Origin of the sequence: Microcoleus sp. B9-D4 (assembly GCF_036705105.1) — a bacterium.
GTDB lineage: Bacteria > Cyanobacteriota > Cyanobacteriia > Cyanobacteriales > Microcoleaceae > Microcoleus.
In genome coordinates this window covers 36,082-48,678 of record NZ_JAUBTS010000059.1, presented here as the reverse complement: position 1 = coordinate 48,678, position 12,597 = coordinate 36,082, and the positions used below count along the sequence as shown (strand labels likewise).

Below are 12,597 nucleotides of genomic sequence, written 5' to 3'. Positions count from 1 at the left end.
CTATCAATGGCTAAGTTTTAGTTTTTGATTAACAAAAAGCGCTCCTAGAAATAGGGGCGCTTTTTGTTTGGGGAAAATATTTTTATAGACCTGTTTCTATCGGTTAAATCCCTTAAATCCTTAACCCCCCTTACCTCCGTTGCCTTCCTTCTTGCTTTTTACTTATTTTTTCTTCCTTTATTCTTTAATTTTTTATGATTACTATAGAGTATAGCCACTAGGCTGATCGAGATACTGTGACATACTCCACGGGCGAAATCTTATATTATGGTCTAGGATTCCAATAGTCGGATTCAGAATATGTTGGGCTTGCTATAAAGTTTTCGCGAGCAGCAATGCAATTGTGTCAATTCCAGAATCTAACCATAGACAAATGTAGCTGATCAGGAGTCGCTCCTCACCGTCCCAAGCGCTCTATCTGTAAGGAGAATTTGTATTATGAAAGATGGACAAGAAGTACGCCGCGTCTCCACAGCCGTCATTGCCGGTGTTTGCGGGTTGGCTTTACTGACGGGAGGGGGCATTGCCTGGTGGACCGCGAATCGTTCGCCAACCCCCGCAGATACGCCGTCTTCTGCTCAGACTACGGCTCCGCCGCTTTCCCCAAGTCCTGCGGAATCTCCTGCTGTAGTTATCCCCGTACCCCCACCAAATCCTGTACAAGTGCCACAGGTTGAGACGCCACAGGTTCAGACGCCGCAGGTTCAGACGCCTAACGCTCTGATCCCAAAGTCGCCGCAGCCAAAGCCTTTGCCGCAGACTGATGTCCAGACAGTGCAAGTCTACTGGGTTAAAGATGCCAGCGGCAAATTTGAGGGAGTTCCTACGAAAGTAGCTGTCAAACAAGCTGACAAGCCTGATGCAGCTTTACAAGCTGCTTTTAACAGTTTGTTGGCTGGGCCGAAGGATGGAACTGTTTCTAGCGAAATTCCTAATGGGACAAAACTCAGGGGTTTGAGTGTTAAGAATGACGGAGTTTATGTCGATTTGTCGTCCGAATTTACTTCGGGGGGAGGGAGCAATTCGATGACTAGCCGGTTGGGGCAAGTTATCTATACGGCTACGAGTTTACAACCAAATACCAAGGTTTGGATTTCGGTGGAAGGGAAGCCTTTAGAACTTTTAGGCGGCGAAGGTTTGGAGGTGGCTCAGCCGAGTACCCGCCAAAGTTTTGACAAAAATTTTCCCCTTTAGTAATTATGAGTCATTAGTTACAAGTGATTAGTCATCGGTCTCAAGGCCGAGAATAGGAATTGATAACTGATGACTCATGACGGAGGATTGAGGATTGAGGATTGAGGACTGGCAACTAATTTTCAGTGCTTCGTAGTTAGGCTAAATGCTCGAAAGTGTAGGGCTTGCTGTTCGATCCGGCTGGCAAGCCGATCGCACACCATATTACACAGCTCAAAAATTAACTCGTCTTGCACCTTATAATAAGCTGAAGTCCCTTCACTCCGGCGAGTGAGGATACCAGCTTGGAGCATGAGTTTTAGGTGCTTAGAAACATTGGCTTGACTCGTTTGAGTAGCTTCCACCAATTCTTGCACGCATTTTTCGCCGTCGCGAAGCAAGTTCAAAATTCGTAAACGCATGGGTTCGCTCAAAATACTGAAATACTCAGCAACTTGTTGCACAACCTCTTGCGGGACAGGCTGGGATGACTTCATCAAACTCACCGGAGAGAAGTGATCGGGAAATATTAGCATTTATTCTGTCCATAACAATAAAGTAATCCTTCAATCCGGATTAATTCGCATCAACACTTGACCGTATTCGACAGGTTCGCCATTTTGAACTAAAATTTCCATCACTTGACCGGAGACTTCATCAGCATCGATCTCGTTCATCAGCTTCATCGCTTCGATAATACAGACTGTCTGGCCGACCTTGATGCGATCGCCCACATTGACAAAAGGAGGCTCGTCAGGAGCAGCAGCGCGATAAAAGGTTCCTACCATCGGCGAGATAATTGGCACCCATTTCGTATCGACAGAAGCAGGTACGGCTGCAGGTACGGCGATAGGGGCGACGGGTACAGGGGCAGCCAGATCCGCTGCTAAATTTTGGTCAACAGCAGGAGGTGAGGCTAAGGTGGGGCTAGGAACCGCGCCCAACGCGATCGGAGCGACACTCGCCACAGCAGCAGGGAGCGCTGCAGAGGTGGCTGGTGAACTTGCCAGAATGCCTTTGCGTACTGTCAGTTCAATATCCCCACTTTTTAAGGTGAGTTCCGAAATGCCAGTTTTGTCTAATACAGTTAGCAGGTCACAAAGCTGGTTTAAGTCTAGTTGCACAGCAGATTCAAGGGTAATTGAGAATTGAAAATTGAGAATTGAAAATTGAGAATTCAGAATCAGGCGAAGCTAGGAGAATTCACCGAGTTTGGAGGCAAAAGGGATAGTTTTTAAGCTGTGAGCGATGAGTATTGAATTTTGACTTCTTTAACTCATAACTCATAACTAAAAACTAAAAACTCCCTTTTATTCCCTCGTTTCTATTCTCGGCCGAGGTACTTGTCTTCACGAGTATCAATCCGAATCCGTTCTCCAATGGAAATAAATAGAGGCACCATAACCTGAGCTCCGGTGGAGACGATCGCGGGTTTGCTGCCACCAGTGGCAGTATCTCCTTTGACTCCGGGATCGGTTTGCAGCACTTCCAAGACGACAGAGTTGGGCAGTTCAACTTCCATGATTTGGTCGTTCCAGCGCAGGATGCTGACTTCCATCCCTTCACTGAGGTACTTGACACGATCGCCTATTTGCTTAGCATTGAGGCGACTTTCCTCGTAAGTTTCCATATCCATAAAGACGAAATCGTCGCCCTCTTTATAGGTATGCTGCATCACACTCTTTTCCAGGTTGGCTTGAGGCATAGTCTCGCCCGCCCGGAAGGTTTGTTCTACTACGTTTCCGGTTTGGACGTTTTTTAATTTTGTCCGCACGAAAGCCGAGCCTTTTCCTGGCTTGACGTGGAGGAATTCGATAACCCGCCACACGCCGTTATTCCATTCAATTGAAACACCTGGTCGAAAGTCGTTACTGGAAATCATATAAATTTTTGCGGGCAATCCCGTCGCCTTGGCGGCACGGGGGAACTACAGTCAGTCGATTTTAGATTTTAGATTTTAGATTTTAGATTTACTCCACAGATGAATTTTGGAGATTGAACCTTGGTCTAAAATTTTGATCTCTCCACGACAGGAGTCTGGGGATTGTATCCGTTTTTGAGCGGGTCAGGTTAAAGCCGCAGTCTAGCTGACGGCATCAAAAAGCAATTGGCATTTTATTTTACCGTTCAAAGGGAGCAAGTGCTGTACTGAAATGTTAATGGCAGTGGGCAGTGGGCAGTTGTCAGTTGTCAGTTGACTGTTGAGTGTTGTTAGTGGGCAACTCCTCCCCAGCCGAACGAACAGACACTTTAGATGGGTAGCAGCAAAGGCGGGCGGGCAGCGCTGTGGGAAGATAATAGAGGCAATAAAAGTTAAAGTTATGTTGCATTGGCCTAATTTCTCGATCGATACGTGCAAGCGCTGGGTCAAAACCCTTGCTTTAGCGCTCTTGCTGTTCACTCTCGGACTGAGTTTCAGTGCAGTCTCCCATGCCAAACGGCCCAGCAGCAGTATGCCTGCGGGGAATGCGATTACGGACGGCCGGGCGCTGCTGCGCTTCGCTTTACCTATTGACAATCAGACTGTACGAGATTTGCAAATCAGTCTCGAAGACATTGGCAACCACATACGGTCTAAACGTTGGGGGCCTATTAGCAGCGATGTCAGTAAAGCTTCCAGGATTCTCAACCTTCGGGAATCTGACCTTTTAGAGAGTATTCCCGACGCCAAAAAGCCGGAAGCTGAGGCGCTAGTTGCAGGAGTCAAGGAGAAAGTTGCTCAACTGGAAAAGGCTGTTGAGGCTAAAGACAGGGACAAAGTGATTGACTTGAAAGCCACAATCCTAGGTTCCGTAGGCGAAATCGAAGAGTTGATGGTGACAAAGTTTCCGTTTGAAGTGCCTGCCAAGTATGCTAATCTGCCTCAACTGAAAGGGCGCGCTACTGTGGCTGTACAAACTGAAAAAGGGGAAATTACTGTTGTGCTTGACGGCTACAGCGCCCCGGTTACGGCTGGTAATTTTGTGGATTTGGTCGATCGAGGTTTTTATGACGGTTTGCCGTTTATTCGATCGGAAGAATCCTACGTTTTGCAAACAGGAGACCCCGAAGGCAAGGAAGAGGGTTTTATTGACCCAACTACTGGCAAATACCGGAATATACCGCTAGAAGTGCTCGTCAGGGAGGAAAAAGAACCTATTTACGGGATTACTCTAGAAGATGCGGGGCGTTATCGCGACGAACCTGTTTTGCCTTTTTCTGCTTTCGGTACTGTGGCCATGGCCCGTACAGAAACTGACCCGGATAGCGCTTCTTCTCAGTTTTTCTTTTTCTTGTTTGAACCTGAACTCACGCCCGCTGGTCTGAATCTGTTGGACGGCCGCTATGCTGTTTTTGGTTACATGATTGAAGGAAAAGAAGTTTTGGAGCAACTGAAGCAGGGAGACAAGATTGTATCTGCTAAGGTAGTTAAAGGAATCGAAAATTTGGTGCGACCTCAAGTTTAATTAATGACGGCGATTTCAATCGCTTCTACACCAAAGTGACGGCGATTGAAATCGCTTTTACAGAAACAAAGCCCGCCTGCGCGGGCTGAAAAAATCAATAGTGACAGGCATTGAAATCTTTTCTAAATACAGATGACGGCGATTGAAATCAATTTGACACAGACAAAGCCCGCCGGAATCAGGCTGGAAGAAGAGATATTTTTTATAGTTTCGTTATTGAAATTAGGAATTCCATCGAAAATATGGCTATTTTACAATTTTTATTGGTAATGGGTTTGGGCGGATTCGCAGGCTTGTTGATTGTAAAAAATGTGAATGAAAACAAGCAAAAGCAGCGGTTGGATGAGGCTTTTTATCAGTTGTTGGAAACTCAAAACAGTCAAATTTCGCTGATTCAACTGGCGGCTAGTGCTAGGGTTGAGGCTGAAGTTGCTCAGCAGTATTTAACTCGGCAAGTTAAGATTTTTTCGGCGGTTTTAGAGGTAGATGATGAAGGGGATACTTTTTATAGGTTTCCTAGGTTGCGCTTGCCGCCGAGTTCGGGTAAGGAATGGTGAATTGAGAAAGTGCGATCGACTAATTCAAAATTATGCAAGTTAAAGATATCGGTGAACAAGGTCTTTTAAGAATATTGCAAAAATTCTGCCCTGCAGAGATAGTGGGTGATGATTGCGCTGTCATGCCTACAAATCCCAACCAATCTCTGGCTATCACTACAGATATGTTGGTGGATGGAGTGCATTTTAGCGATCGCACTACGGGGCCTTATTACGCAGGATGGCGCGCAGCAGCGGCAAATTTGTCGGATCTGGCTGCGATGGGAGCAACGCCTCTGGCGGTGACTGTAGCCCTCGCTGTGGCGGCGGATACGGCTGTGGAGTGGGTTGAAGAGTTTTATCGGGGGATGACGGCTTGCTTGCAAGAATATGATACGCCGATCGTCGGTGGCGATGTTGTGCGATCGCCCGTGGTGACTGTGGCGATTACTGCTTTTGGGGAGGTTGAGTGCGATCGTACCATTAGTCGGTCAAATGCGCGATCGGATTGGGCGATTGTCGCCACGGGTGTTCACGGAGCCTCCCGTGCGGGATTAGAATTGCTGTTAAATCCCGAATTTGGGCCAAATCTGGAAAAGGTTGATCGAGCTTCTTTAATTCTCGCTCACCAGTGCCCTAAACCAAGACTGGATGTTTTGCCGATTATTAGGGAAATTTTAGATTCTGCGGGTGAGTTTTCTATCGCCGGAATGGACAGCAGCGACGGTTTAGCAGATGCGATTATTCAAATTTGTCGGGCTAGCGGTGTTGGCGCAAAAGTCGATCGCACAAAAATACCAATTCCCGATATTTTCAGCAAAATTGTATCAACCGAAAAAGCTTTAGATTGGGCATTATACGGCGGCGAAGACTTTGAGTTAGTGCTGTTTTTGCCAATAACAAGCGCTCAGTTATTGGTAGAAAAAATAGGAAATAGAGCCGCGATTGTGGGAACCGCTACGGATAGCACCGATATCTGGTTAACTGATAGCACCGGCATTTATCCTGATGCTATATTAAAGCTCGATCGAGGATTTCAACACTTCTGAATTATCTCGCTTGTCCGCATAGGCGGACTTGGTTTGTGTAGACGAGGTTTCAACCGCTTGGTTTTTGCCTGTTACAAATTTTCCGCCAGCGAACTGTTGACTCTGTTATTGTAGGCAGTAGCCAGATTATTTTGGGTTTCCGTCCATTTTTCACTACCGGGTTCCCGATTATTTAAAACTATTTGATAACCAGTAATGGCAATTTCAATATTATTCGCTCTATTGCCACCGGGAAAGTCACTAATATGAATACTCAAATTTTCAATAAGCCCGATAATTGAGCTAATTGTTTCTGAGTTTTCGCCGGCAATTAACTTCGGCACCACTTGCTGTAAAGTCTCGGCAAAAGTGGCATTAAGGAGATGTTGTCGCCCTTCCAGCATAGGATAAATTACTGCTGTATCCCCGTTGCTATCTTGTTCTGCTTGCAATAATTCTAGGAAAAAACTTGCATACTCTTGGAATTTTTCACTGGCAGAGTTATTGCTATTTACGTCATCGTTCATATCGATGAGTGGCGCTAGGTAACTAGCTAGATGTCGGAGGAATTTAGCGCCATTTTCCCCTCCTTGTTCTGCCAAGGTTGATGCTATTACCTCGCAAGTTTCCAGAAATCCGCGATCGAGTAATTCTGAGTTATCCTGTAATATCTGCGCTTCCTCTCCGTTGGGGGCATTCAGCAGGGTGTGAATTAATTGCAGATAGGCTTGGGCGCGGTTTTCTTCCATTTTGGGGAGTTGTGAATAACACCGGGATTTATTTTATCATGCTTGGGGGTGGGTTTTTGGGCTTGTTTCTGATTTTTGATGATTTTGACCAAGAATTTATTGATGGTAGAAGCCCCCGGATTTATCCGTGGAATCAACCCAAAATCTAAAATCTAAAATCGAATGACCGCAGATGTTGGCGGATGTACGCGGATGGACGCGGATAAATACGGTTATCTGGGTTTACAGCAGTTAATGTTAGCGTCTAGATAATGCTACCTTGGGCATTAATCTATCCAAAATTTGCTCGATCGCAATTACTGTCCAATCAATATCAGCTTCTGTGGTTTCTCGTCCCAGACTCAACCGAATTCCACCAACGGCCCCGATTTCGTCATATCCCATTGCTAATAATATCGGACTGGGAGTTAGTTTGCCGCTGCTACAAGCAGAACCGGAACTAATGCCAATTCCTGCTAAATTTAGCTGCCGCACGATAGTTTTGCCTGTGATACGCCCTGTATCTCTCTGTTGATAAGGGCGGGAAGAAGGGGAGATTATGCAAAAACTGACGTGGTGCGGCAACCGACAATATCGATCGCCCGTTGGTACTAAACTGGGTACGTGGGATAATCGGTCAAAAAGTCGATCGCGCAATGCAATTAACCTCGGCGTTTCCACATCTATCTCCTGCAATGCTAACTCCGCTGCCACCCCAAAACCGACGATTGCCGGCAGCGCTTGTGTCCCAGAACGCAGTTTCAATTCTTGGCCACCACCGCCTAACATTGGCACTAATTCTACTCCCGGACGCACGTAAAGCGCGCCTGCACCTTGTGGCCCGTAAAGTTTGTGACTGGAAACCGAAAGCAAGTCTACGGGCAGTTTGTGCACGTCTACTTGCAGCTTGCCGGCCACTTGAACTGCATCGGTATGAAACATGATATTGCGATCGCGCGCAATTTGTCCTAATGCCTCAATTGGTTGCAGCGTGCCAACTTCGCTTTGTCCGTAAATGATTGAAATTAACACTGTATTCGATCGCAGTGACTCTTGCAAATCCAAAGGGTGAATGCGGCCAAATTTATCCACTGGTAGGCGCGTCACTTCCCATCCCAACTGTTCGAGTTGTCGCGCCGGTTCTGCTACTGCGGAGTGCTCTACGCTGGAGATAATAATATGCTGCGGCTTTGTATAAAGACGGGCAATTCCCATAATTGCCAAATTGTCCGCTTCCGTGCCGCCACTGGTAAAAATTATCGATTCCGGTAGCGCGTTAATCAAGCTAGCAACCTGCATTCTTGCTAATTCTAAAGCTGTCGCCGCCCTTTGTCCCCACTCGTGCAAACTGGAAGGATTACCCCACTGCTGAGTAAGGGCTGTTTGCATGGCTTGAATCGCTTCTGGGCGTGCGGGTGTTGTGGCGCTATAGTCGAGGTAAATTTGCATGATAAATAACTAATTAATTAATGAATGTTGACTGTTGACTGTTGACTGTTGACTGCTGACTGTTGACTGTTGTGAGTGGCTACCAATAACCAATAACCAATAACTGATGACTAACTTCCTGGTTTGCAGACGTTGTAGTCTTCGTGCGACAAAACTTTTTGGGGAATTAAGAAAGTGCCGCAATCTTCACAAAGCATTCTGTAGTTGCGAGTTACAGGAATACTGATTATCAAACGGTTGTGACGCAGGCGTTTGCCGCCGAAATCTCTGTAATTCTTATTTTCGCCCAAAGCTGCTATAATTGCGCGGGCTTTAGTAACTACGTGGTCGGGCAGACCTCTGAGATCGATGATATCTCTAGCAAATGATGCTTCCCTCTCTTGTTTTTTGGTTTGTTTTTGTGTCAACACTTCAACGTAATGCTGCTGCGCCACCAACTCTTGCGTGCAGCGATGGCACGCTTTACCATATCCTTTGTGACCGCACGGAAAAATTCTTTTTCTTTTAGCCATAAAGCAGCGGTATCGGGTTTGACCCACGCCCCTGAATGCTGCTACCTTACCAGTGATGCTTCCGGCATCGAGGCAGTTCTACAAGACGCAAAATCTATTCCCTTGCATAAATTTAATAGGTTGTAACTTTACTTGATCCAATAGCTTGGAACTGTGGGATGGCTAATAACCTCTATTTTTTTTTAAATTTTGTGGCTGTATTCTATTATCATTTACTAGGTTTCTGTTGTGCTGGGCTGGTGGCGCTCAATCTGGCGGGGTGCGGACAAACAAAGCAAGACGTGCAGAATTTACCTCTCAGTCTGGCTCCATTGCCTCAAGACCCCTTGTTGCAAGTATACTTCAATCAGTCGATCGCTTCGAGTTATACAGAGCCTTACCGCCAGCAAACTAGACCGGGAGATGATTTGGAAAACTCGATCGCTGTGGCGATTGCCAGTGCTGGATCGACGGTAGATGTAGCGGTTCAGGAGTTTCGCTTGCCCGGTATTGCGAGGGTTTTGGCCGATCGACGGCGATCGGGAATTAAAGTGAGATTAATTGTCGAACATATGTATAGTCGCCCTTGGAGCGATTTTACAGCCCAGGAGTTGGCGAAATTACCCGAAAGAGAGCGCGATCGTTATAACGAATTTGTGCAACTTGCCGATCGCAATAAAGACGGTAAATTAAGCGCCGAGGAAATCCAGCAAAATGATGCTTTGGTAATTGTCAAGGATGCGGGTATTCCTGTAATTGACGATACTGCCGACGGCAGTAAAGGCAGCGGTTTGATGCACCACAAATTTGTGGTAATTGATGGCAAAACCGTAATCGTCACTTCTGCTAATTTTACCACAAGCGATATACATGGCGATTTCAAGACAGCCACAAGTCGCGGCAATGCGAACAATTTGCTGAAAATTGAAAATGCTCAAGTAGCGCAACTATTTACTCAAGAATTTAACATCATGTGGGGCGACGGGCCCAAAGGCAAACCGGACAGCAAGTTTGGCATCAAAAAGCCGTTTCGTCAAGTGCAAAAAGTAAGAGTAGGGAATTCGACAGTGGCGGTGCAATTTTCGCCGACTTCCCAGACTTTGCCTTGGGAAAAAAGCGTTAACAGTTTGATAAATCGAAATTTGGGTAGTGCGAAAAAGTCGGTTGATTTGGCATTGTTTGTATTTTCGGCTCAGCGGTTGTCAAATACTTTGGAAATTGAAGCTAGCCGGGGAGTTGCGGTGCGAGCTTTAATTGACTCTAATTTTATTTATCGCTCTTATAGTGAAGGGTTGGATATGATGGGGGCGACTTTGATGCAAGATTGCGGGTTAGAAACTGACAATCGCCCTTGGAGAAAGCCGCTGACTACGGTGGGAGTGCCGCTGTTACCAATGGGCGATCGCCTGCACCACAAATTCGGCGTTGTAGACGGCAAAACGGTGCTTACAGGTTCTCACAACTGGAGTGAGGCGGCAAATCACGGGAATGACGAGACGCTGCTGGCGATCGAGAGTCCCAAAGTTGCGGCCCATTTTGAGCGGGAGTTCGATCGGCTTTACAAAGGTGCAACCTTGGGAATTCCCGCCCGCATCAAACAGAGAATTGAAGCTAAGAAAAAAGAGTGCGATTCACTACAAGCAGCATCAAAATCTGCGAGTGCTAAACCTCAAATTGCTGCGGGAAAAAAGTTAGTTAATTTGAATGCCGCGAGTCAGGAAGAATTAGAAACCTTGCCTGGGGTTGGCCCGAAGTTAGCCGAGAGAATTATTGCAGCGCGGCAACAGCAACCTTTTACCTCTTTGGACGACGTGGCGCGGGTTCAGGGCATTGGGGACAAGCTTTTAGAGAGATGGCGCGATCGAGTAACTTGGTAGTTAAGTTCGTAATTCTGTAGGTTGGGTTGAGGAACGAAACCCAACACTCATTAATTGGATGTTGGGTTTCGTTCCTCAACCCAACCTACACTATCTACTTTGACAACACCTCAGCTCTCAAGTTAAAATAACTGCTAAACAAAATGCTATCTATTCACATTAGAGGTAGAGAGAAATGAAACACGCCAGATTTATTACGGGGAGGCCAACAATCAAATTCGTAGCTATTTTGGTGGGAGCATTTTTTTTGACGCTAGCAGCTTTCACAGTTAGCGCCCAGCAGACTAGCGAAGCACAATTTAGGGTCAAAAACGAAAACGCTTTTAATATTAATTTGATTCAATTTAAGCGCACTGAATATGTAGGGCCGTGTGCCGGTACTGTCTTCTCCCCTGATTCGCAAAGCGCTCGATTTGTCTCCAGCAAAACTCCTCCCGGCCCTAACAGAAGGGTAATGATTAAAAATGTGACTGATGGCATGGAAACTAACCCCTATCCCTACACAGACAGAGGTTACAACAAAGGTGAGTTTTCCGAGGATTTTGGATTTAAGTTGGGTAACAGTCACAAAACAAGAACTTTTTCGGTTTTAGAGGGAGAAAATAAGTTTCTCTATGAAATTAAAGAAAATGACCAAGTTATAGAACAGGGTTCGCTGACGGCTGAAGTTTCTATACAAAACTTAGGTACTTTTCCCCGTCAGCAAATTTGTGAAGATAAGATAGAATGTAAAGATACTTCTGATTGTCGCGACCGTAAAGGCCGAAAAAGAAGTTGCAGACAAGAGTGTTTTCCTGTTCAACAGTGTCGCTGTCCGTAACTACTTGAAAAATACCAATTCTTTTAATTAACCCCAGAGGAATAAAAGAATAGAGGCTAAAATTAATTAAGAGAACTCAAACCGGAGCGCGGATAAATATGTCTCAGTCTGTTTTACCTGTTTCGGAAACCGATCGAGTTGATGCTTCGCCCACCTTAACTTTTGAAGAATATCTTGTCTATGAGGGAGAACCTGACGTTCTCTACGAACTTCACAGGGGAAAATTAATACCGATGGCAGCAGCAACGGCTTTACACGCAAGCATCTGCGAATTCTTAGTTTACATATTGCAGCGTTACTTAGCTGAACACAATCTCGATTTGGTGGCAAAAACTAATGTGGGAGTGCGAACGGAAGAGAATTCCTCGCGCATTCCTGATGTGATTGTTTGTACTCAAAGTCTTTGGGAACAACTGCTTGCCAGACCTGGTGCTGGTGTCTTCGATTTAGATGAAACGCCAGTGTTAATTGTTGAAGTTGTCAGCCAAAACGAGCGTCAAGATTACGTGACAAAAAGAGCAGAATACGAAAATGCTGGAGTGCCGGAATATTGGATGGCAGACCCTAAACCTAACCGGACTAGGGTCAGAGTTGTAACTTTGCCCGAAAATGAGACTGCTTACGAGCAAGCGAATTTTGTCCCCGGGCAAAACATCGTGTCTTTGCAGTTTCCCGATTTGGTTTTATCGGTGGATCAAATTCTATCTCCCCCACTTGTCGAAGATTTAATCAGACAAGAACAATCTCGATTACAGCAAGCTGACAGACTGGCGGCGCGCTTACGGGAGATGGGAATAGACCCGGATGCTATTTAGCACTTTAGTGATCTTGTGAGATTCGGAATTACTCGTTACCAGGCAGAGCCTGGTAACGCAGATCCGGAGGCTCTGCCTCCAATTTTCATGGAAACAAACGAGGCAGAGCCTCGCTTACATCGGTTCCCAGGCAGAGCCTAGGAACCAGTTAAAGCTCTGCCTCGTATTTTCATGGAAGCAAACGAGGCAGAGCCTCTGGATATCGGTTCCCAGGCAGAGCCTAGGAACCAGTTA

At 46.0% G+C, this 12,597-nt stretch carries 13 protein-coding genes; 7 read left to right on the top strand and 6 right to left on the bottom strand.

Going from position 1 to position 12,597, the window contains the following annotated elements; genetic code table 11:
• The first annotated feature begins 438 nt into the window (after window positions 1-438).
• Complete coding sequence (locus QUB24_RS26390) at window positions 439-1,194, top strand: GerMN domain-containing protein (RefSeq protein WP_333156576.1); 756 nt, start codon at window positions 439-441, stop codon at window positions 1,192-1,194.
• Between the two features lie 122 nt (window positions 1,195-1,316).
• Here the strand turns inward: QUB24_RS26390 and QUB24_RS26385 are convergent, their stop codons facing one another.
• The 3 genes from QUB24_RS26385 to efp form a co-directional block, all read right to left on the bottom strand.
• The gene (locus QUB24_RS26385) at window positions 1,317-1,709 is read right to left on the bottom strand and encodes an ArsR/SmtB family transcription factor (protein WP_006631662.1); all 393 of its coding nucleotides are present in this window, start codon (window positions 1,707-1,709) and stop codon (window positions 1,317-1,319) included.
• 30 nt (window positions 1,710-1,739) lie between these two features.
• Entirely contained in the window at window positions 1,740-2,297 is a 558-nt protein-coding gene (gene accB, locus QUB24_RS26380) for an acetyl-CoA carboxylase biotin carboxyl carrier protein (RefSeq protein WP_333156575.1), read from the bottom strand.
• Window positions 2,298-2,497: 200 nt separating this feature from the next.
• Entirely contained in the window at window positions 2,498-3,055 is a 558-nt protein-coding gene (gene efp / locus QUB24_RS26375) for an elongation factor P (protein WP_041622404.1), read from the bottom strand.
• Between the two features lie 439 nt (window positions 3,056-3,494).
• On the opposite strand from efp, the gene QUB24_RS26370 reads away from it, so the two are divergent.
• The 3 genes from QUB24_RS26370 (at window position 3,495) to thiL (ending at window position 6,204) form a co-directional block, all read left to right on the top strand.
• Window positions 3,495-4,619 (top strand): peptidylprolyl isomerase, encoded by a 1,125-nt coding sequence (locus QUB24_RS26370; RefSeq protein ID WP_333156574.1) that lies wholly within the window; start codon window positions 3,495-3,497, stop codon window positions 4,617-4,619.
• 242 nt (window positions 4,620-4,861) lie between these two features.
• Window positions 4,862-5,176 carry a hypothetical protein gene (locus QUB24_RS26365; RefSeq protein WP_333058575.1) on the top strand — a complete coding sequence of 105 codons (315 nt, stop codon included), beginning with the start codon at window positions 4,862-4,864 and terminating at the stop codon, window positions 5,174-5,176.
• 32 nt (window positions 5,177-5,208) lie between these two features.
• Complete coding sequence (gene thiL / locus QUB24_RS26360; RefSeq protein ID WP_333156573.1) at window positions 5,209-6,204, top strand: thiamine-phosphate kinase; 996 nt, start codon at window positions 5,209-5,211, stop codon at window positions 6,202-6,204.
• A gap of 71 nt (window positions 6,205-6,275) precedes the next feature.
• Here the strand turns inward: thiL and QUB24_RS26355 are convergent, their stop codons facing one another.
• The 3 genes from QUB24_RS26355 to QUB24_RS26345 all read right to left on the bottom strand — a co-directional run bounded on the left by QUB24_RS26355 (window position 6,276) and on the right by QUB24_RS26345 (window position 8,872).
• Window positions 6,276-6,932, bottom strand: a complete 657-nt coding sequence (locus QUB24_RS26355; protein ID WP_333156572.1) for a hypothetical protein — start codon at window positions 6,930-6,932, stop codon at window positions 6,276-6,278.
• Between the two features lie 237 nt (window positions 6,933-7,169).
• A complete protein-coding gene (locus QUB24_RS26350; protein WP_333156571.1) occupies window positions 7,170-8,360 on the bottom strand; it encodes a cysteine desulfurase family protein in 1,191 nt (396 codons plus the stop codon).
• A 110-nt stretch (window positions 8,361-8,470) separates the two neighbouring features.
• Window positions 8,471-8,872 carry a DUF7682 family zinc-binding protein gene (locus QUB24_RS26345; RefSeq protein ID WP_333072821.1) on the bottom strand — a complete coding sequence of 134 codons (402 nt, stop codon included), beginning with the start codon at window positions 8,870-8,872 and terminating at the stop codon, window positions 8,471-8,473.
• A 158-nt stretch (window positions 8,873-9,030) separates the two neighbouring features.
• Here QUB24_RS26345 and QUB24_RS26340 point away from each other — a divergent pair, with 158 nt between their 5' ends.
• From QUB24_RS26340 to QUB24_RS26330, 3 genes are all read left to right on the top strand, one after another.
• Window positions 9,031-10,728, top strand: a complete 1,698-nt coding sequence (locus tag QUB24_RS26340; RefSeq protein ID WP_333156570.1) for a DUF655 domain-containing protein — start codon at window positions 9,031-9,033, stop codon at window positions 10,726-10,728.
• A 175-nt stretch (window positions 10,729-10,903) separates the two neighbouring features.
• A complete protein-coding gene (locus QUB24_RS26335) occupies window positions 10,904-11,548 on the top strand; it encodes a hypothetical protein (protein WP_333156569.1) in 645 nt (214 codons plus the stop codon).
• A gap of 98 nt (window positions 11,549-11,646) precedes the next feature.
• A complete protein-coding gene (locus QUB24_RS26330; RefSeq protein ID WP_333156568.1) occupies window positions 11,647-12,363 on the top strand; it encodes a Uma2 family endonuclease in 717 nt (238 codons plus the stop codon).
• Window positions 12,364-12,597 lie beyond the last annotated feature (234 nt).